This window comes from Streptomyces marokkonensis (assembly GCF_008312835.1).
GTDB lineage: Bacteria > Actinomycetota > Actinomycetes > Streptomycetales > Streptomycetaceae > Streptomyces > Streptomyces marokkonensis_A.
On sequence record NZ_VSKS01000002.1, the window covers coordinates 535,256 to 554,747 of the forward strand.

Below are 19,492 nucleotides of genomic sequence, written 5' to 3' on the forward strand. Positions count from 1 at the left end.
GTATCAGGGGAGTCGCACAGTGGCACGCAAGCTCGCCGTCATCGGGGCCGGTCTCATGGGGTCCGGCATCGCCCAGGTCTCCGCACAGGCGGGCTGGGACGTCGTCCTGCGCGACGTCACCGACGAGGCGCTGACGCGGGGCACCGACGGGATCAAGGCGTCGTACGACAAGTTCGTGAGCAAGGGGAAGCTGGAGGCCCAGGACGCCGGCGCCGCCCTCGCCCGGATCACCGCGACCACCGACCTGGACGCCTGTGCGGACGCGGACGTGGTGGTCGAGGCCGTGTTCGAGAAGCTCGAGGTCAAGCACGAGATCTTCCGCACGCTCGACAAGATCGTGCGCGAGGACGCCGTACTCGCCTCCAACACCTCCGCCATCCCGATCACCAAGATCGCGGCCGTGACGGAGCGCCCGGAGCGGGTCGTCGGCACCCACTTCTTCTCGCCGGTGCCGATGATGCAGCTGTGCGAGCTGGTCCGCGGCTACAAGACGAGCGACGAAACCCTCGCCAGGGCGCGGGAGTTCGCCGAGTCGGTCGGCAAGACCTGCATCGTCGTCAACCGCGACGTCGCCGGCTTCGTCACCACCCGCCTCATCTGCGCCCTCGTCGTCGAGGCCGCCAAGCTCCACGAGTCGGGCGTGGCGAGCGCCGAGGACATCGACCTGGCCTGCAAGCTGGGCTTCGGCCACGCCATGGGACCGCTGGCCACCGCCGACCTCACCGGCGTGGACATCCTGCTGCACGCCACGAGCAACATCTACACCGAGTCCCAGGACGAGAAGTTCGCCGCCCCCGAGCTGATGCGCCGGATGGTTGACGCCGGTGACATCGGACGCAAGAGCGGGCAGGGCTTCTACGAGCACTGATCACCGCGCGTTCACCCCGGCGCGCATCACACGCCGGGGTGAATTCGGTATCGGTTCGCTTACAGGCAGCAACCTCTGCGGGCGCCACGCCGTCAGAGCTTGCATCACCGGCCGTCAGGAAAACACGGAGCACGAGACGCATCACGGGGAGCGCATATGCACATCAGGGGCGACCACGTCGAGCTGGTCGTCGGGGGCCGCCTCGACGTCCGCAGCGCGGCGGACGCCCGAACGGTCCTGCACTCGGCCGTCGACGACGGAGCCGGCGACCTGGTTCTGGACCTGTCCGAACTGGACTCCTGGGACGCCACCGGACTCGGCGTGATCATGGGAGCCCACCGACGGGCCGGCCGGTGCGGCCGGCGCCTGGTGCTGCGCGACGTACCGCCGCAGATGCAGCGCCTGCTGGTGGCCACCCGGCTGCACCGGATCCTCGCGATCGAGGGGGGCATCGGGGTGGACACGCTGCCCCGCGTGTGAGGCCGTACGGGTGTGCGGGGGACGATCCGTGGAACCCGGGCCGGCCTCGGCGAACCGCGCGACGCGTGCACAATCCTCACGAGACTGTGACGTCTCGGACGGCGCGGTACCCCGGACTGTCGTAGATACTGAGCGAAGGTTTAGGGTTCGGCTGCCCGCTGCATGCAACCCTCGAGCGGGCCCGGACCAGAAGCGACAGCGCGGTGTGCAGCGAGGCCGGGGAGGGCTTCAGCCACGACGCTTTTGGGGGGCTAAGGACCTATGGACCCGAACACCACGGGACCCGAGGAGTACGGCCACGACGGTGACAGCAGTGCGCCGCGTCAGCGTCCTCCCAGGGAATCCCTGACTTCCGACTTCGGACAGCACGCGCCCGCGCTCGCCCGCACGGTGCAGCTCGTCTCCGGCGACTTCCTGCTGACCGTCAACCCCGTCGACGGCAGCGAGATCGAGCCCTGCCCGCCCGCCGAACGGCCGGCCCGCCCCGTGAAGCTGACGGAGGCCGAGCGCGCCGGGGTCGAGCGTGCCGCGAGGCCGCCCGTCCCGCCGGGCCCCGCGCAGCCCACGCTGCCGCTGCTGGCCCGTCAGGACGAGCGGGAGACGCTGGTCCGGCTGCTCGCCCGCGGCCGCTCCGTGCGCGTCACCGGCCCGGCCGGCTCGGGCCGCACCCGGCTCCTCGACGTCGTCGCCGAGGACTGCGCGGACCTCGCCCCCGACGGCGTGGTCCGGCTGAACGGCCTGCGCCGCTCCGCCGACGATCTGCTCCACGACCTCTTCTACGCCGTCCACAACGCCCCGCTGCACCGCCCGGAGCGTGCCGAACTCGTCGAGTGCGTCCGCGAGGTCGGTGCCGTCGTCGTCCTGGACGACCTGGAGTTCGGTGGCGCCGCCCTCGACGAGCTGCTGGACGCCACCCCCGAGTGCGCGTTCCTGTTCGCCGCCACCCCGGACGTGCCCGAGCCGTCCGCCGACGCCGGCATCGAGGAGGTCGCCCTCTCCGGTCTCGACCGCGCGGCCGGACTCGACCTGATCGAACACGTCGTCGGCCGCCGCCTCACCGAGGACGAGTCGAACTGGGCCGGCGACCTCTGGTTCGAGTCCGAGGGCCTGCCGCTGCGCTTCGTCCAGGCCGGTGCCCTGCTCCGGCAGCGCGACCGGCTGCGGGCCGGCACCAGCGCCGTCGACGAGTTCGGCGTCTTCGAGGACGTACGGCCCGACGAGGCGCCCTACGACCCCGCCGACGGCGACGAGGTGCCGCTGCCCTCGCTCGGCGAGGCCGCCGCGCCCGCCCCGCTGCTCGCCTCCCGGCTCAGCGCGTCCGCCCGCGCCACCCTGCGGTTCGCCGTCGCGCTCGGCGGCGAGGTCCCCCACCAGGCGCATCTGCCCGCCCTCGTGGGCGACACCCACGCCGACGCCGCCCTCGGCGAGCTGGCCGCCTGCGGACTGGTCTCCCCGGCGGGCTCCCGCTACCGGCTCGCCGCCGGGGTGCCGGCCCAGCTCGAGGCCGCCGGATACGCCGACGAGGCCGAGGCCCAGGCCCGCGCCGCCGCCCAGCACTACGCCTGGTGGGCCGGGCACCCGTCGGTCACCCCGGAACGGGTGTGCGCCGAGGCCGACGCGGTGCTCGCCGCGCTCGCCGTGCTGTCGCCGCTCACCTCGGCCACCAGCGAGGGCGAGCCCAGCACCGCCGTACAGCTCGCCCGCACCGCCGCGCCCGCCTTCGCCGCCGGGCTGCACTGGAGCGCCTGGGAGAAGGCGCTGCGGGCGGGTACGGAGTCCGCCCGGCTCGCCGGGGACGTGGGTGAACAGGCCTACTTCCACCACGAGCTCGGCGTCCACGCCCTGTGTGCCGGACAGCTCGACCGGTCGCGCGCCGAACTGGAGGCGTCCATCGGGCTGCGCGGTGCCCTCGCCGACAAGCGCGGCACCGTCGCGGGACGCAGGGCGCTGGCCCTGGTCGCCGACCGTTCCGGCCTCCCGCTCTCCCTCATGGCGGCCGCGGGGGAGGACGTGCCCGAGGCGCACCGCGAGGAGTCGGCCTCGCCGCCGCGCGGGGTGCCCACGGCGTTCCCGGAGCTCCAGCCCCCCACCGACAGTGCCCTGGTCATCAGCCGCACGGTGCCGTCCCCGTCTCCCTCTCCGTCGTCGGCCAATGCGGGCGGCGGTCTGAGGGGCCTGGCCCGGCGCAATCTGGTGGCGGCCGGCGCGGGCGCGCTGCTCGTCGCCGTGCTGGGCACGGTGGTCACCCTGGGCGCGACGTCCGAGAACGACGCCGGTACGCCGTCGGAGAACGTCGGCGTCAATCCGTCCGCGAGCCAGGGCATCGACGACGGCAGCCTGGGCGCGGACCCGGCGGCCGGGGACGAGGGCGACACCGGTGAGGCCACCAGCAGGCCGACCGATCCCGGTCCGGACGGCACGCTGGGCACCTCGGACGACCCGACGCCCACGGCCGACGAGTCGGGCGAGCCGTCGGACGAGCCGAGCGGTACCAGGAAGCCGGACGGTCCGACGGAGACGCCGAAGCCGCCGACGAGCCAGAAGCCCCCGACGAGCCAGAAGCCTCCGACGTCCGAGCCGCCGACCTCGGAGCCGCCGACCTCGGAGCCTCCCACCTCGGAGCCGCCGACCTCGGAGCCGCCTCCCAGCTCCGAGCCGCCGCCGTCGACCAGCGACTCGGCCGGCGGCCCGACCTCCTCCGCCCCCGTGGAGACGAGCACCTCCGCCGGCGCCCCGCAGAGCAGCGGCGCGGGCACGCCCAGCAGCTCGCAGTCGGTGATCTGACCGGTCGCCGTCACGCCCGAGGGCCGGGTTCCCGAACGGAACCCGGCCCTCGGTCTGTCGTGGCGACCGCTCAGAACAGGCGCAGTTTGTCGTCCTCGATGCCCCGCAGCGCGTTGTAGTCGAGGACCTGGCAGCCGATGCCCCGGTCGGTCGCGAGGACCCGGGCCTGCGGCTTGATCTCCTGGGCGGCGAAAATGCCGCGCACGGGGGCGAGATGGGGATCGCGGTTCAGCAGCTCCAGGTAGCGCGTGAGCTGCTCCACGCCGTCGATCTCGCCGCGCCGCTTGATCTCCACCGCGACGGTCCGCCCCTCGGCGTCCCGGCACAGGATGTCGACCGGGCCGATGGCGGTCATGTACTCGCGGCGGATGAGGGTGTAGCCCTCGCCGAGAGTGTCGATGCGGTCGGCGAGCAGCTCCTGGAGGTGTGCTTCCACGCCGTCCTTGATCAGGCCGGGATCGACGCCCAGTTCGTGCGAGGAGTCGTGGAGGACTTCCTCCATCGTGATGATGAGCTTCTCGCCCGCCTTGTTGACGACGGTCCAGACGCCCTCCTCCTCGCCGGTGCCCTCCTTCAGCGTGCAGGGCGGCGACATCCAGTTCAGGGGCTTGTAGGCCCGGTCGTCGGCGTGGATCGAGACGCTGCCGTCGGCCTTGACCAGGATCAGACGGGGTGCCGACGGCAGGTGCGCGGTGAGCCGTCCGGCGTAGTCCACGGAGCAGCGGGCAATGACGAGACGCATGGTCGGCAACGCTACTCGACCGGCCGGGGTCGACGCGATCCGCCCTCACACCCACCCCGTGCGACCCGTGGGGCGCGTCCTGAATCTCCTGGAAAACGCGTGTTCGGCGATGGCTGATTACCTGCCCACAGGAAGTTCCCCATCCGCGCATTCTCCTGGTGCGGTCACGGTCCGTTGCTTACGGTATTGAACGGGAGGTCGCGAACCGTGTACGCAGCGTGCCCGATTTCGCGCACTCCCTCATCTGTCAGGCAACCCCTGCTCGTTGGGGGTGCGAGAGGAGAACCCATGTCGCTCGACGTCTCACCGGCCCTACTCGAGAAGGCCGAGCGAGGCGAGGTCGACGAAGCAGAATTCGTCGACTGCGTCCGGACCTCCCTGCCCTACGCATGGGAGATGGTCAGCTCCCTGGTGGCCCAGCTGAAGGTGGACGGCGGACCCTTCGCCGACAACCAGACGCCCCCGCCGGACGAGCAGGCACGCGGTCAGCTGCTGCGTGCGCTCGCGAGTGACGCGATACGCGGCGCGCTGCAACGCCACTTCGGTGTACGGCTGGCCTTCCAGAACTGCCACCGGGTGGCCGTGTTCCCGCTTGACTCCTCGGTCGACGAGACGCTGGCCCGCTTCACCTCGGTGCGCAACCAGCTGCTCAACCAGTCGCCGGAACTGCGCGACTGCTGACGCGCCATCGTCAGCTTGCCGCTCCGTACGCGGGAGGTGCGTTCTGTACCGGGGCGGCAAGCCTCCGTGGACCCCGGCTCGCTCAGGCGAGTTGGGGGAGTACCTCGGCCCCGAGCCGTCGTACGTTCTCCTCCGTCGCCGCGAGGTCGCCGGAACCCTCGACGAGCAGCGCGAAGCGGGAGATGCCGGTCCGCTCGCTGGTCGCGGCGAGCCGGTCGGCGCACAGCCGGGGCGTGCCCACCGGGTGCAGCCCGCAGAGCAGTTCGGTGTACGCCAGCGGGTCGCGCATCTGCCGCGGTCGCCCGTCGACCGTGACATGGGCCTCCAGCCCCTGCCTCAGCCAGCCCGGCATCGCCTTCAGCAGGGTCTCCGCCGCGTCCGTGCGCCGGTCCGCGATCTGGCAGACGCCCGCCGAGACATGGGCCGCGCCGTGGATCTCCCGGGCCGGCCGTCCGCACGCGCGCGCGTGCCGCCGCCACAGGGCGACCATCTCGGCCTTCTCCTCGTCCCCGACGTGCATGCCGAGCAGCATCGGCAGTCCGCGCTCGGCGGCCAGCCGTACGCTCGCCGGGGAGGTGCAGGCGACGACGACCTCCGGGCCCTCGGTCTCGGTCAGGGACTCCGACGGGCGCGGGACGACGGGCACCTCGCGGAATCGGTACCGCTCGCCGTCGGCCCCGACGGACGCCTCGCGCAGCCAGCGCACCAGCAGATCGAGTGATTCCGGGAACCCCTTTTCGTACGCCTCCAGTCCGGCCCCGAACACCTCCAGGTCGACCCACGGCCCGCCGCGCCCGAGGCCCAGGGAGAACCGGCCGCCGCTCGTGATGTGCAGCAGAGCGGCCTGTTCGCCGAGGGCGACCGGGTGGACGGTGGGCAGCACACTGACCGCCGTCCCGACCCGCAGCCTGCGGGTGCGGCCGAGCAGCAACGCGGCCAGGGTGACGGCGGACGGGCAGGTGCCGTAGGGCACGAAGTGGTGCTCGGCCAGCCAGACCGTGTCGAGCCCCGCCTCCTCTGCCACTTCGGCCGAGCGGACCGCGCGGTGCAGCGCCTCTCCCTCGCCCTGCCCGGGGAACTGGGCGGCCAACACGAAACTTCCAACGCGCATTGCTTTCCTGCTTCCTTGGCTCCGACGCGGAGCTCCCCCGCAGGGCATAACCGCCCGACACGTGCCGAGGACACGGCCGGGCGAGCGATTTTGCGGATTGTCTGCAGAATGAACCGCTGCGGAGGGGCGCCGCACCGCCACGGAGGGGACTTGTGACGATTGGTGCCGTACGCGTACCCCTGCCCGTGCCGCGTAGGCTGGACGCGGCCCCAGCATCCTGTATAGCCCCGTGAGGTGTCCTGTGTCCCCGCGTCGCAACCGACCCAAGGGAGCCGGTTCGTCCGGCCGGAGCGCCGAGGACGACCGTTCCGGCCGCTACGGCGGCTGGCAGTCGACGGAGAGCTGGCAGGACGAGGAGTGGAACGTACGGCACGTGGCGGGCGCCAGTGCCCGGGGCAAGGCCTACCGGTGCCCCGGCTGCGACCAGTTGATCCCGGACGGGGTGCCGCACGTGGTGGCCTGGCCGGAGCACGCCGGGATCGACGACCGCCGGCACTGGCACAAGGCGTGCTGGAACGCGAGGGACCGCCGCACCACGCGGGTGCGGCGGTCCCGTAACGCGCCGAGGTTCTGAGGCGTCGCTACACGTCCCGCTTCTCCAGCAGGGCGAAGGCGCCGCCGAGGGCCGCGCCCGTGGCGACCAGCATGATCCACAGCGGGTCCCAGCCGGACGGACCGGACTCGGAGAGGGAGTTGGCGTAGAAGATGCTCATCTGGTTCGGGATGGAGTACTCGAACAGCGCCTGCTGCACGTCCTCGAGCGACGACGAGAACATGAACAGCGCGATCACCAGCGGGGCGAGCACGGCACCGATCATGATGGTGATGGCGCCGGCCGAGTGCCGGATGACCGACCCGATCGCCAGCGACAGCGTGCCGAGCAGCGCCAGGTAGAGCGAGACGCCGACCGTGCCCTTCAGCCACTCCTCGCCGGAGGGGTCCTTGGCGTTGTACTCCTCCAGCAGCGCCACGTGCACGAAGCCGATGAGCGTGGCGCACACCAGCGTCACCACGAAGGCGAGCACGAAGAACACCAGGGCCTTCGCCGCCAGCACGCGTCCGCGCGAAGGACAGGCGACCATCGTGGTGCGGATCATGCCCGTGCCGTACTCGGAGGCGGTGGTCAGCACGCCCAGCGTGATGATGCACATGCCGCCCAGCAGCAGTCCGAAGAAGCCGAGGGACAGCGGGCTCTCGCCGCCCAGGTCGGGGTCGGAGCTCGCGACCACCATGCCGGTCAGCGCACCGATGCCGACGACCAGCGCGACGAACACGCCCAGCGTCCACATCGTGGAGCGCACGGACTTGATCTTCGTCCACTCGGAGGCGAGGGCGTGCCCGAGGTGGGTGCGCACCACGGGGATCGGCGAGGTGTAGCCGGCACCCGCCGGACCGGAGGCGGGACGGGCGGCACCGGGAGCCGCCTGCCAGTCGGGGGCGGCGCTCTGCGGCATCGGGGGCGGGGGCGTGCTCATCGGGCGTCCTCGGGCTTGGTCAGGTCGGCGGACGGGGCGGACGGGGGCGCGGCGGCCGGCGGCGCGGCCGGAGCCGGACCCCGGGGAGCCTGCGGGGCCGGCTGCGCGTACGGGTTCGGGGCCTGGGCGCCCGGGACCGCTCCGGGGACGCCCGGAGCGCCGTAGGGGCCCGCGGGGGCCTGCGCCGGCGCGCCCTGCGGCGCGAAGGGCTGCCCGCCCTGCTGCGGCGGCGGCGGCGCGTACCAGCCGGGCTGCCCCTGACCCGGAACCGGCACCGGCGGCTGAGCGCCGGGCGGCAGCGGCTGCTGGAGCCCGGCCTTCTGGTCGGTGGTCGAGCGGTAGTCGACGGCGCCCTGCGTCATCCGCATGTACGCCTCCTCCAGCGAGGCCTGGTGCGGCGACAGTTCCCACAGCCGTACGTCGCTGTCGTGGGCGATGTCGCTGATGCGCGGCAGCGGCAGTCCCGTCACCCGCAGCGCTCCGTCCTGCTCGGGCAGCACATGCCCGCCGGCCTCGGTGATCGCGGCGGACAGCTTCTCCCGCTGCTGCGGCTCGCTGTCCGGCGTGCGCACCCGCGCGAAGTCGGCGGAGTTGGCGGAGATGAAGTCCGTGACGCTCATGTCGGCCATCAGCTGTCCGCGGCCGATGACGATGAGATGGTCGGCGGTCAGCGCCATCTCGCTCATCAGGTGGGACGAGACGAAGACCGTACGGCCCTCCGCGGCCAGCGACTTCATCAGGTTGCGCACCCAGAGGATGCCCTCGGGGTCGAGGCCGTTGACGGGCTCGTCGAACAGCAGCACCTGGGGGTCGCCGAGCAGCGCGGCGGCGATGCCGAGCCGCTGGCCCATACCCAGGGAGAAGCCCTTCGACCGCCGGCGCGCCACGTCGTGCAGACCCACGACACCCAGGACCTCGTCCACACGGCGGGCCGGGATGCCCGACAGCTGGGCCAGGCTCAGCAGGTGGTTGCGGGCGGACCGGCCGCCGTGCACCGCCTTGGCGTCCAGCAGCGCGCCGACCTGACGGGGGGCGTTCGGCAGCTTGCGGTACGGATAGCCGCCGATCGTGACCTGACCCGCGGTGGGGTTGTCCAGGCCGAGGATCATCCGCATCGTCGTCGACTTGCCCGAGCCGTTGGGCCCCAGGAATCCGGTGACGGCGCCGGGACGCACCTGGAAGGAAAGGTTGTACACAGCGGTCTTGTCGCCGTACCGCTTGGTCAGGCCGACTGCCTCGATCATGCTCCGCACCCATCGAAAGGTTCAGGACAGCAGGGCGCACGCCCCCGTAAGGGTTAGGAGGATATCGGGGCGCTGACGGTTCCGCCCAAGGCCGGGTAAAAACCGGCCCCGGGCCGGCTCACTGCGCGTCGCGCCTCTTCAGCAGCACGTAACCGCCGAGGAGCGCGGCGGCCACCCACAGCGCCATGATGCCCAGGCCGCCCCAGGGTCCGTACGGTGTGTCGTCCCCGAGGGGCGGGACCACCTGCATGATCTTGCTGCCGGCCTGGTCGGGCAGGAACCGGCCGACCTTCTTCGTGGCGTCGACGTTGCCGAGGATGTTGGAGATCAGGAAGAAGAACGGCATCAGGATGCCCAGCGACAGCATGGGGGAGCGCAGCATCGCGGCGACGCCCATGGAGAACAGCGCGATGAGCGTCATGTAGAGGCCGCCGCCGATGACCGCCCGCAGCACCCCCTCGTCGCCGATGGACGCCTTGTGCTCGCCGAGCATGGCCTGGCCCAGGAAGAAGGCGGCGAGGCTGGTGGCCATGGAGACGACGAGGGCGAGCGCGGTGGCGACGGCGAGCTTGCTGAACAGGAAGGTGCCGCGCTTCGGCACGGCCGCGAGCGAGGCGCGGATCATGCCGGTGCTGTACTCGTTCGAGACCACCAGCACCCCGAACACGATCATCGCGAGCTGACCGAGACTCATCCCGGCGAAACTGATGAACGTCGGGTCGAAGGAGAGCCGGTCCCGCGTGCTCATCGAGTCGAACTCGCTCCTCGACAGCGCCGAGATCAGCATGCCGAGCGCGATGGTGACGACCACCGCCAGCGAGAGCGTCCACACGGTGGACGCCACCGACCGGATCTTGGTCCACTCCGACCGGACGACCTGGGTTGCCGCCATGCTCAGCCCCTCTTCCAGCCGTCGCCCCACTGCTGCGGAGGCACGGGCGTGCCGGTGTGCGCGTGGTACTCCACCGACTCCGCGGTCAACTGCATGAACGCCTCCTCCAGGGAGGCCTGCTGCGGGCTCAGCTCGTGCAGCACCAGCTGGTGCCGGGCCGCCAGCTCCCCGATGTACTCCGCCTTGGACCCGTCCACCTCCAGCGCCCCGTCACCGCCGGCCACCGCGGTGATCCCGCCCTGGTGCAGCACGTCGAGCAGCAGCTCCCGCTGCGGGCTGCGCACCCGGACGTAGGAGCGGGAATTGCGCTCGATGAACTCGGCCATCGAGGTGTCGGCGAGCAGCCGCCCCTGGCCGATGACCACCAGGTGGTCGGCGGTCAGCGCCATCTCGCTCATCAGGTGGGAGGAGACGAAGACCGTACGGCCCTGCGTGGCGAGCGACTTCATCAGCGTGCGGATCCAGTGGATGCCCTCGGGGTCGAGACCGTTGACCGGCTCGTCGAACATCAGGATGCGCGGGTCGCCGAGCAGCGCGGCCGCGATGCCGAGCCGCTGGCCCATGCCGAGCGAGAACCCCTTGGCCTTCTTCCGCGCCACCGCCGTCAGCCCGACCGCGTCCAGCACCTCGTGCACCCGCCGCGGCTGGATGCCGTTGCTCTGCGCGAGGCACAGCAGGTGGTTGTAGGCGCTGCGGCCCGGGTGCACGCCCTTCGCCTCCAGCAGCGCGCCGATGCAGGTCAGCGGGTCCTCGAGGCGGTCGTAGCGCGTGCCGTCGATCCGCACGTCCCCGGCGGTGGGGTGGTCCAGGCCCAGGATCATCCGCATGGTGGTCGACTTGCCGGCGCCGTTCGGACCGAGGAACCCCGTGACGATGCCCGGTCTGACGGTGAAGGTCAGATCGTCGACCGCCACCTTCTCGCCGTACCGCTTGGTCAGCCCCTCGAGCTCGATCATGCGGCCACGCTAGAACGGGACGGAGCCCTCTGCCACCTCAGTGGCAGAGGGCTCCGTGCCTGCTCGGTCCCGCGCCGGGCGTTACCGGGACTGCTGGGCCGGGACCCCGCGGGAGATCGGCTCGTCCTCGGTGGCCGGCGAGCCGGTCGCGGCCACCGCCGCACCCGTGAGCGTCGCCAGCATCTCGCGGACGTTCGTCAGCTGGGCGTTGATGGAGTCACGGCGGTTGGTCAGCGCCGCGAGCTCACGCTCGGATTCCGAACGGATCCGGTCCGCCTTGGCGTTGGCGTCCGCGACGATGTCCTCGGCCTGGCGCTGCGCGGTCTCCACCGTCTGGCGGGCACGGCGCTCGGCGTCGGTGCGCAGCTTCTCGGCCTCCAGGCGCAGCTGCTCCGCGCGGTGCTCGATCTCCGCGAGACGCTTCTCGGCCTTGGCCTGCCGGGAGGCGAGGTCGCGCTCGGACTGCTCGCGCCGCTTGGCGAGGTTCGTCTCGAAGTCGGCGGCGGCCTGCGCGGCCTTGGCGCGGGTCTCCTCGAAGAGGGCGTCCGCCTCCTCCCGCTTGGACTGCGCGTCCTTCTGCGCCTCGGAACGCAGCTGGGACGCCTCGCCCTTGGCCTTCTCGACGATCCGGACGCCCTCGTCCTCCGCCTTGGCCTTGCGCTCGGAGGCGTACGACTCGGCGTCGTTGCGCACCTGCTGGGCGGCCGACTCGGCGAGCTCGCGGTGCTGCTCCGCCGCGCGCCGGGCCTCCTCGCGCAGATCCTTGGCCTCCTCCTCGGCGAGGCGGAGGATCTTCTCCACACGCGCGCCGAGACCCGCGTACGACGGCTCGGCGTCGTTGACCTGGGCCTGGGCGTTCTGCGTCTCGAGGTGGAGCTCTTCGATGCGCTTTTCCAGAGCGGTGATGCGGGCGAGAGCGCTGTCACGGTCGGAGACGAGCTTGGAGATACGTTCGTCCACCTGAGCGCGGTCGTACCCACGCCGCACAAGCTCGAAGCCGTAGGGGGAAGTGTCGCTCATGGGGTTCCTGTCGAATGAGACCGGTGAGGTGATAGGTGGAATCCTAGGGGCCGAAGCGCTGTGTCATCGAGCGGATGCACGTTTGATACGGAGATTGACACCCCTTTTGAGTGGCTCGCCGCCGGAAGGCTTGCCAAAGCCATGGTCAAAGGCCTCACCGTACAGGCGATTTGGTCCGGTTTGCTAGCTATCCGATGACTTGCCACCCGTACGGGTAGCACCCGCCGCGGCTCCCGCCCTGACCCCGTTGTCCTTGGCGGCCGCCGGGGCCTCGAAGGACTCCAGCGCCTCCAGCACATCCTGCACGCGGGAGATCTCCGCGTTGATGTCCTCGCGGCGCCGCACCAGCACCTCCAGCTCGCGCTTGCCCTCCTCGACCGTGCGCCGTGCCTCGCGGACCGCCTCGGCCTTCAGCTCCTCGGCCTCCCTCACGAGCGTGGCCTTCTTCTGCTCCGCCTCCTTCAGCAGACCCTCGGCCTTCTTCACGGCGGCGATACGCACCTTGCCCGCCTCGGAGTTGGCCTCCGAGACGATCTCCTTGGCCTTCGCCTCCGCCTTGGCGAGCTGCTCCTCGGCGGCCTTGATGAGCGCGTCGCAGCGGTCGCCCGTCGACTTCATCGTCTCCGCCGCCTCACGGCGGGCCCGCTCGTGCAGCTCCTCGATCTCGCCGGTGAGGCGGTCGCGCAGCTCCTGCGCGCGCTCCCTGATCTGGGTCGCGTCCCGGCGCGCACCCACCAGCAGCTCGTCCGCGTCCGTACGGGCCTTCTCCACCAGCGAGTTGCCCTCGACGGTCGCCTCGGACACCAGCCGCTCGGCCTCGCTGCGGGCCACGCCGACCATCGTGTCCGCCTGCGACTCCGCGTCCGCCGTCGTCTTCTGCGCCTGCTGCTGCGCCTCGGTGAGCAGCTTGTCCGCCTCGGCGGTGGTCTCCGTGATGAGCGTGTCGACCTGCTCGGCCGCCTCCGAGCGCCGCTTGTTGGCCTCCTTGCGGGCCTCGTCCAGCGTCCGCTCGGCCTCCTCGCGCGCGGTGGACACCAGCCGCTCGGCCTGCGACTCCGCGTCGGACCTGACCCGTTCGGCGTCCTGGCGGATCCGCTCCGCGTGCTGCTGCGCCGACCCCACCGTCTCCGCGGCCTCGGCCCGCAGCCGTTCCGCGTCGCCGGTCGCGTCCGCGATCAGCTTCTCCGCCTTGGCGACCGACTCCGAGCGCACCCGCTCGGCCTCGGCGACCGTCTCCACGCGCAGCCGGTCGGTCTCCGCGACGGTGTCCTCGGTGAGCCGCTCGGCCTCGCTGCGGGCCTCGGTGATGAGCGTGTCCGCCTGCGTCGCCGCGTCCGAACGGATCCGGTTGGCGTCCTCGCGGGCGTCCGCCCGGGTGCGCGCCGCGGCCTGCTCCGCCTCGGCGATGGCGTCCGACGCCTCCGTACGCACCCGCTGGGCGTGTTCGGACACCTCCGCGCGGATCCGCTCGGCCTCCGTGATCGCCTCGGACATGGTGCGCTCGGCCAGCGCCTTGGCGGCCTCCGTCTCCTCGTGCGCCTCGCGCCGCAGCCGGCCCGCGTCCTCGCTCGCCCGTTCCCGCTCCGCGTAGGCGTCGGCGCGGACCCGGTCCGCCTCCTCCCCGGCCTCGCGGCGCGTACGGTCCGCCGCGTGCTCGGCGGCGCTGCGCAGCCCGGCGATCTCCTCCTGCGCCTGCTCGTGCAGCCCGGCGACGGAGTCCCGTACCTGCTGGGCGTGCTGCTCGGCCGCCGACACCGTCTCCGTGGCGCGCCGGTCCGCCTCCTCGACCAGGCGTACGGCCTCGGCCTGCGCCTCCTCCACGCGCGTACGCGCCGACGACAGCAGCTCCTCGCTCTGCTCGCGGGCCCGTTCGCGCTCCTGGTCGGCCTCCTGCCGGGCCGCACCGAGGAGTTCCTCGGCCTCGCGGCGGCGCCGGGCCGCCTCCTCCTGCGCGGCGGCCAGCGTCTGGGACGCCTCCGCACCGATCCGCTCGGCGGCGGCCCGCGCCTCCGCGCGCATCCGGTCGGCGCTGTCCTGCGCCTCCGACGTCAGCCGCTCCGCCTCGGCCGCGGCCTCCGACCGCAGCCGTACGGCGACGGACTCGCCCTCCGCGCGGGACGCCGACGCGTCCGCGGCCGCCTCGTCACGCAGCCGCTCGGCCTCCGCCTCCGCCTGCTGCTGCAGCGTACGGATCCGCTCGGCGGCCTCCGTGCGCAGCCGCTCGCTCTCCTCGGCCGCCTCCCGGCGGATCCGGGCGGCCTCCTCGCGCGCGTCGCTCAGCGCCTGCTCGGCGGCGGCGAGCCGCTCCTCGGCGTCCGCGTGCAGCCGTGTCAGTTCCCCGGCGGCCTCCGTGCGGCGGGCCTCGACGGCCCGCTCGGTCTCCTCGCGCAGCTCGCGCGCGGCCCGCTCGGCGTCCTCCCTGAGCGCGTCCGCCTGCTCGACGGCCTCCGCGCGGTGCCGCTCGGCCTCCTTGCGGGTGCGCTCCAGCGTCTCCTCGGCCTGCCGGCGCAGCGTCGTGGCGCGCTCGATGGCCTCGGTGCGGACCTTCTCGCTGTCCGTCTGCGCCGTGGAGCGCAGTTCGTCGGCGTCGGCCTTCGCCTTGGCGAGCAGCTCCTCGGCGGACTTCGCCGCCTCCTCGATCTGCGCCACGGCCTCCTTGCGGGCCGCCGCGCGGATCTTCTCGCCCTCGGCGACCGCGTCGGCGCGCAGCTGCTCGGCCTCGCCGCGCAGCCGGCGCGCCTCCTCCTGCAGCTCGACCGTCTTGGCGCGGTACTCCTTGGTGTCGTCCTTCGCCGCGCCCTTGAGCTGCTCGGCGATGTCGTGCGCCTCCGCACGCAGCCGGTCGGCCTCGGCCTCGGCCTCCCCGCGGATCCGCTCGGCCTCCTCGGCCGCCGCCCTGGTGGTCCGCTTGGCCTCCTCCGACGCCTTGTTGAGCACGTCCTCGGCGGTCCTGGCAGCCTTGGACAGCTGCGTGGCGGACTCCTCGGCGGTGAGCGTGCGGGCCTTCTCCGCGGCCTCGGCGACGATCTTCTCGGCCTCCGCGCGGGCGTCGGCGACCAGCTGCTCGGCGTCGGCCTTGGTGGACTCCGCCTCCTTGGTGGCCTCGCTGACCAGCCGCGCCACCTGCTCCTTGGCGGTGCGCGTACGGGTCTCGTTGGCGGACTCGGCGGAGGCGATGGCCTTGGCGGCGGCCTCCTTCGCCTCGGCGAGCACCTTCTCCGCCTCGGCGCGCGCCTCGCGCAGCGAGGTCTCGGCCTCCGCCATGCGCTTCTCGGCGGCCCTGGCGAGCTCCTGGGCCTCGCGGCGCGCCGACTCCGACTCGGTGGCCGTGGACGTCCGCAACTGCTCGGCGTGGTCGGTGGCCTCCTGGGCCTGCGTGGACGCCGCGTTCAGCAGCCGCTCGGCGTCCGCGCGGGCCCGGCGCAGCAACTGCTCGGCCTCCGCGCGGGCCGACTCCGCCTCGCTCTGCAGCCGCTGTCGGGCCTCGGACGTCAGCCGCTCCGCCTCCGCGCGGGCGGCGGCCATGGCCTGCTCCCGCTCCGCGCGGGTCTCCTCCATGAGCCGGCGGGCCTGCTCCTCGGTACGGGCCCGCAACTGCTCCGCCCACGCCACGTTCTCGTTGACGTGCGACTCGACGGTCTGCCTGCGCTCCGCCAGCTCCTGGTCGAGCTGCTGGCGCCGCGTCACCGCCTCCTGGTGCAGCTCGGCCTGGAGCCGGGCCGCCTGCTCCGCGTGCTCCTGGAGGATCCGCTGGGTCTGCGCCCGGGCCTGGCTCAGCTCCCGCTCGGCGTCCGCGCGGAGCTGGTCGGCCTGCATCTGCGCGTTGCGGAGCATCTGCTCGGCCTGATAGCCGATGTCACCGCCGTCGTACGCGGGCCGGGACATGATGGTGCGCCGCGCCTCGTGCAGCTTGGCGCGCAGCACCTCGACCTGGTAGCCGAGGTCCTCGGCGTGCTGGATCGCCTTTTCCCGCTCGGTCTTCAGCCGCTTCATCTCGGCTTCGAACCGAGAGAGGTGGTCGACGTCAGCCGCCGGCTCTCGCTCCTGGCTCTCGTAGCCCCGCACTGCGCGGTCCCATCCGTCCCCTGGTCGCAAGTCTGGCCGAGCTCCGTCCATCCGCCGAACGGGGCCCCCGGGGAATGGTGTCAGATCAACGGCGGAGCATGGGCTGCTGCCCCGCGCTCGCCCCCCGAAACCCGGACCCCGGCGATCCCGCCGCCGAAGACGACAGGACCCGGTCACCACGGATCGAGCGGCGACCAGGCCCAACCCTACCGGCCCTTATGTACGTGGGTCAGTGCTCGGACGACTCAACAGGGGCCGAAGTGACCAGTTCTGTCAGTACGCCGTGGCAGTCCTTGGGATGCAGGAAGGTGATCCGTGACCCCATGGAGCCGCGCCGGGGCTCTTCGTACAGAACGCGTACGCCCTTCTCCTTGATGTCGGCCGCCTCCGCGTCCACATCCGCCGTACCGAAAGCGATGTGGTGGACGCCCTCGCCGTTCTTCGCCAGCCACTTGGCGACGGTGGAGTCCTCCCGCGTCGGCTCGAGGAGCTGCAGGTAGGAGGCGCCGCCGTCCGAGGTGTCGTTGATCTTGAGCATGGCCTCACGCACGCCCTGCTCCTCGTTGACCTCGGAGTGGAACACCTCGAAGCCGTAGGTGGCCCGGTAGAACTCCACGGTCCTGTCCAGGTCGAAACAGGCGATCCCGATGTGGTCGATTCGCGTCAGCATGAAATCAGTGCAGCGCTCCCGCCGTGGTTACGCAACGTGCGCGCGATCACACCGAAAGGCCGATGACGGGGTCCACCGCACGTCAGTACATTCGAAGTAAACCCTCGTTCACTCCTCGGCTGTGCAGCCGGAAGGGGACCGCAGCTCATGACTTCTGCATCATCTGCATCTTCCGCAACGAACGGCACGACGTCCGTCATCGTCGCGGGCGCCCGCACCCCGATGGGTCGGCTGCTCGGTTCGCTGAAGTCGTTCTCCGGGGCCGACCTCGGCGGCTTCGCGATCAAGGCCGCCCTCGACCGTGCGGGGATCGGTGGCGACCAGGTCCAGTACGTGATCATGGGCCAGGTGCTCCAGGCCGGGGCGGGGCAGATCCCGGCGCGCCAGGCCGCCGTGAAGGCCGGCATCCCGATGAACGTCCCGGCGCTCACCATCAACAAGGTGTGCCTCTCCGGCCTCGACGCCATCGCGCTCGCGGACCAGCTCATCCGGGCCGGCGAGTTCGACGTGATCGTCGCCGGCGGCCAGGAGTCCATGACCAACGCCCCGCACCTGCTGCCGAAGTCCCGCGACGGCTTCAAGTACGGCGCGGTGCAGATGCTCGACGCCATGGCGCACGACGGTCTGACCGACTCCTTCGAGAACATCGCCATGGGCGAGTCCACGGAGAAGCACAACACCCGCCTCGGCATCGCCCGCCCGGAGCAGGACGAGATCGCCGCCCTCTCCCACCAGCGCGCCGCCGCCGCCCAGAAGAACGGCATCTACGAAGCCGAGATCACCCCGGTCGAGATCCCGCAGCGCAAGGGCGACCCGGTCCTGTTCAGCAAGGACGAGGGCATCCGCGGCGACACCACCGCCGAGTCCCTCGGCAGGCTGCGCCCGGCGTTCGCCAAGGACGGCACGATCACCGCCGGCTCCTCGTCGCAGATCTCGGACGGTGCGGCGGCCGTGGTCGTGATGAGCAAGGCCAAGGCACAGGAGCTGGGCCTGGAGTGGATCGCCGAGATCGGTGCCCACGGCAACGTGGCCGGCCCCGACAACTCCCTCCAGTCGCAGCCGTCCAACGCGATCCGGCACGCGCTGAAGAAGGAGGGCCTGGAGGTCTCCGACCTCGACCTCATCGAGATCAACGAGGCCTTCGCCGCGGTCGCCGTCCAGTCAATGAAGGACCTGGGCGTTTCCACCGAAAAGGTGAACGTCAACGGCGGTGCCATCGCCCTCGGTCACCCGATCGGGATGTCCGGCGCGCGGCTCGTGCTGCACCTGGCGCTCGAGCTGAAGCGGCGCGGCGGCGGTGTCGGCGCGGCGGCGCTGTGCGGCGGCGGCGGCCAGGGCGACGCGCTGATCGTGCGGGTGCCCAAGGCCTGAGCCGGGTTTGTTCGCAGGTGTGCAGGGTCTTTCTCTCGTGAACGGAGCTGTGATGCAGGACGTCTCCTCGCTGGTCGCCCAGGCCAGGGAAGGCAGGCCACGGGCCGTGGCCCGGCTGATCTCCCTGGTGGAGGGGGCGTCCCCGCAGCTCAGGGAGGTGATGGCGGCCCTCGCGCCGCTCACCGGCAATGCCTATGTCGTCGGCCTCACCGGCTCCCCGGGCGTCGGCAAGTCCACGTCCACCTCGGCGCTGGTGACCGCGTACCGCAAACAGGGCAAACGGGTCGGCGTCCTGGCCGTCGACCCGTCCTCCCCCTTCTCCGGCGGCGCCCTGCTCGGTGACCGCGTCCGCATGTCGGAGCACGCCTCCGACCCGGGGGTCTACATCCGTTCCATGGCCACGCGGGGCCACCTGGGCGGCCTCGCCTGGGCCGCGCCGCAGGCGATCCGCGTCCTGGACGCGGCCGGCTGCGACGTGATCCTGGTGGAGACGGTGGGCGTCGGCCAGTCGGAGGTGGAGATCGCCTCCCAGGCCGACACCTCCGTGGTGCTGCTGGCCCCCGGCATGGGCGACGGCATCCAGGCCGCCAAGGCAGGGATCCTGGAGATCGGTGACGTCTACGTCGTCAACAAGGCCGACCGTGACGGCGCCGACGCCACCGCCCGCGAGCTGAACCACATGCTGGGCCTCGGCGAATCCCGCGCCCCGGGCGACTGGCGCCCCCCGATCGTCAAGACGGTCGCCGCGCGCGCGGAGGGCGTCGACGAGGTCGTCGAGGCGCTGGAGAAGCACCGTGCCTGGATGGAGGAGCGCGGGGTCCTGACGGAACGCCGCCTGGCCCGCGCATCCCGGGAGGTCGAGACCATCGCGGTCACGGCCCTGAGGGAACGCATCGGCGACCTCCACGGCGACCGCCGCCTCGGGGCGCTGGCGGAACGCATCATCGCGGGCGACCTGGACCCGTACCGCGCGGCGGACGAACTGGTGGAGGGCCTCACACAGGGCTGACTTGTGAGCCCGCTCCCAGCCCGTCCGGCGCTTGAGGACGAGGCCCGTTCAGGGCCGAAAGGGGGGCTGCGGGCGCAGCCCCCAGGGACGGGACGGGATGGGAAGGGGCGGCGGGGGCGACATC

Annotated in this window: 16 protein-coding genes; 7 read left to right on the top strand and 9 right to left on the bottom strand. The window is 72.1% G+C overall.

From position 1 onward, the window contains the following. Positions 1-19 precede the first annotated feature (19 nt). From F1615_RS05315 to F1615_RS05325, 3 genes are all read left to right on the top strand, one after another. A complete protein-coding gene (locus F1615_RS05315) occupies positions 20-868 on the top strand; it encodes a 3-hydroxyacyl-CoA dehydrogenase family protein (RefSeq protein ID WP_149547679.1) in 849 nt (282 codons plus the stop codon). A 156-nt stretch (positions 869-1,024) separates the two neighbouring features. Then, positions 1,025-1,348 carry an STAS domain-containing protein gene (locus F1615_RS05320; protein WP_149547680.1) on the top strand — a complete coding sequence of 108 codons (324 nt, stop codon included), beginning with the start codon at positions 1,025-1,027 and terminating at the stop codon, positions 1,346-1,348. A 261-nt stretch (positions 1,349-1,609) separates the two neighbouring features. After that, entirely contained in the window at positions 1,610-4,132 is a 2,523-nt protein-coding gene (locus F1615_RS05325) for an ATP-binding protein (RefSeq protein ID WP_149547681.1), read from the top strand. Positions 4,133-4,202: 70 nt separating this feature from the next. Here the strand turns inward: F1615_RS05325 and nucS are convergent, their stop codons facing one another. Further along, positions 4,203-4,874: an endonuclease NucS gene (nucS, locus tag F1615_RS05330; RefSeq protein ID WP_167533664.1), complete on the bottom strand. Its 672-nt coding sequence runs from the start codon at positions 4,872-4,874 to the stop codon at positions 4,203-4,205. 288 nt (positions 4,875-5,162) lie between these two features. On the opposite strand from nucS, the gene F1615_RS05335 reads away from it, so the two are divergent. After that, on the top strand, positions 5,163-5,555 hold the full coding sequence (locus tag F1615_RS05335; protein WP_149547683.1) for an SCO5389 family protein: 393 nt from the start codon (positions 5,163-5,165) through the stop codon (positions 5,553-5,555). An 82-nt stretch (positions 5,556-5,637) separates the two neighbouring features. Here the strand turns inward: F1615_RS05335 and F1615_RS05340 are convergent, their stop codons facing one another. Continuing rightward, the gene (locus tag F1615_RS05340) at positions 5,638-6,666 is read right to left on the bottom strand and encodes an LLM class flavin-dependent oxidoreductase (protein WP_149547684.1); all 1,029 of its coding nucleotides are present in this window, start codon (positions 6,664-6,666) and stop codon (positions 5,638-5,640) included. A gap of 241 nt (positions 6,667-6,907) precedes the next feature. On the opposite strand from F1615_RS05340, the gene F1615_RS05345 reads away from it, so the two are divergent. After that, positions 6,908-7,240: an ATP/GTP-binding protein gene (locus F1615_RS05345; protein WP_149547685.1), complete on the top strand. Its 333-nt coding sequence runs from the start codon at positions 6,908-6,910 to the stop codon at positions 7,238-7,240. A gap of 7 nt (positions 7,241-7,247) precedes the next feature. Here the strand turns inward: F1615_RS05345 and F1615_RS05350 are convergent, their stop codons facing one another. The 7 genes from F1615_RS05350 to mce all read right to left on the bottom strand — a co-directional run bounded on the left by F1615_RS05350 (position 7,248) and on the right by mce (position 16,988). Beyond that, the gene (locus F1615_RS05350; RefSeq protein ID WP_149547686.1) at positions 7,248-8,141 is read right to left on the bottom strand and encodes an ABC transporter permease subunit; all 894 of its coding nucleotides are present in this window, start codon (positions 8,139-8,141) and stop codon (positions 7,248-7,250) included. Continuing rightward, complete coding sequence (locus tag F1615_RS05355) at positions 8,138-9,385, bottom strand: ABC transporter ATP-binding protein (RefSeq protein WP_149547687.1); 1,248 nt, start codon at positions 9,383-9,385, stop codon at positions 8,138-8,140. The genes F1615_RS05350 and F1615_RS05355 overlap by 4 nt, the downstream gene beginning before the upstream one ends. Before the next feature lie 118 nt (positions 9,386-9,503). Then, on the bottom strand, positions 9,504-10,277 hold the full coding sequence (locus tag F1615_RS05360) for an ABC transporter permease (protein WP_167533665.1): 774 nt from the start codon (positions 10,275-10,277) through the stop codon (positions 9,504-9,506). A 2-nt stretch (positions 10,278-10,279) separates the two neighbouring features. Further along, positions 10,280-11,233 carry an ABC transporter ATP-binding protein gene (locus F1615_RS05365; RefSeq protein ID WP_149547688.1) on the bottom strand — a complete coding sequence of 318 codons (954 nt, stop codon included), beginning with the start codon at positions 11,231-11,233 and terminating at the stop codon, positions 10,280-10,282. A gap of 81 nt (positions 11,234-11,314) precedes the next feature. After that, positions 11,315-12,253 carry a cellulose-binding protein gene (locus F1615_RS05370; RefSeq protein ID WP_149547689.1) on the bottom strand — a complete coding sequence of 313 codons (939 nt, stop codon included), beginning with the start codon at positions 12,251-12,253 and terminating at the stop codon, positions 11,315-11,317. A 183-nt stretch (positions 12,254-12,436) separates the two neighbouring features. After that, a complete protein-coding gene (gene scy, locus F1615_RS05375) occupies positions 12,437-16,318 on the bottom strand; it encodes a polarized growth protein Scy (RefSeq protein WP_149547690.1) in 3,882 nt (1,293 codons plus the stop codon). A gap of 229 nt (positions 16,319-16,547) precedes the next feature. Next, positions 16,548-16,988 carry a methylmalonyl-CoA epimerase gene (gene mce / locus F1615_RS05380; RefSeq protein ID WP_149547691.1) on the bottom strand — a complete coding sequence of 147 codons (441 nt, stop codon included), beginning with the start codon at positions 16,986-16,988 and terminating at the stop codon, positions 16,548-16,550. A gap of 147 nt (positions 16,989-17,135) precedes the next feature. On the opposite strand from mce, the gene F1615_RS05385 reads away from it, so the two are divergent. Together F1615_RS05385 and meaB are read left to right on the top strand one after the other, a co-directional pair. Next, complete coding sequence (locus F1615_RS05385; protein WP_149547692.1) at positions 17,136-18,359, top strand: acetyl-CoA C-acetyltransferase; 1,224 nt, start codon at positions 17,136-17,138, stop codon at positions 18,357-18,359. A 52-nt stretch (positions 18,360-18,411) separates the two neighbouring features. Continuing rightward, positions 18,412-19,368, top strand: coding sequence for a methylmalonyl Co-A mutase-associated GTPase MeaB (meaB, locus tag F1615_RS05390; protein ID WP_149547693.1), 957 nt, complete (start codon positions 18,412-18,414; stop codon positions 19,366-19,368). Positions 19,369-19,492 lie beyond the last annotated feature (124 nt).

Bases quoted from the DNA above. Each gene is read 5' to 3' on its own strand.
- F1615_RS05320 (WP_149547680.1), top strand. From the start codon at position 1,025: ATGCACATCAGGGGCGACCACGTCGAGCTGGTCGTCGGGGGCCGCCTC.
- F1615_RS05325 (WP_149547681.1), top strand. From the start codon at position 1,610: ATGGACCCGAACACCACGGGACCCGAGGAGTACGGCCACGACGGTGAC.
- nucS (WP_167533664.1), bottom strand. From the start codon at position 4,874: ATGCGTCTCGTCATTGCCCGCTGCTCCGTGGACTACGCCGGACGGCTC.
- F1615_RS05335 (WP_149547683.1), top strand. From the start codon at position 5,163: ATGTCGCTCGACGTCTCACCGGCCCTACTCGAGAAGGCCGAGCGAGGC.
- F1615_RS05340 (WP_149547684.1), bottom strand. From the start codon at position 6,666: ATGCGCGTTGGAAGTTTCGTGTTGGCCGCCCAGTTCCCCGGGCAGGGC.
- F1615_RS05350 (WP_149547686.1), bottom strand. From the start codon at position 8,141: ATGAGCACGCCCCCGCCCCCGATGCCGCAGAGCGCCGCCCCCGACTGG.
- F1615_RS05355 (WP_149547687.1), bottom strand. From the start codon at position 9,385: ATGATCGAGGCAGTCGGCCTGACCAAGCGGTACGGCGACAAGACCGCT.
- F1615_RS05360 (WP_167533665.1), bottom strand. From the start codon at position 10,277: ATGGCGGCAACCCAGGTCGTCCGGTCGGAGTGGACCAAGATCCGGTCG.
- F1615_RS05365 (WP_149547688.1), bottom strand. From the start codon at position 11,233: ATGATCGAGCTCGAGGGGCTGACCAAGCGGTACGGCGAGAAGGTGGCG.
- F1615_RS05370 (WP_149547689.1), bottom strand. From the start codon at position 12,253: ATGAGCGACACTTCCCCCTACGGCTTCGAGCTTGTGCGGCGTGGGTAC.
- mce (WP_149547691.1), bottom strand. From the start codon at position 16,988: ATGCTGACGCGAATCGACCACATCGGGATCGCCTGTTTCGACCTGGAC.
- F1615_RS05385 (WP_149547692.1), top strand. From the start codon at position 17,136: ATGACTTCTGCATCATCTGCATCTTCCGCAACGAACGGCACGACGTCC.
- meaB (WP_149547693.1), top strand. From the start codon at position 18,412: ATGCAGGACGTCTCCTCGCTGGTCGCCCAGGCCAGGGAAGGCAGGCCA.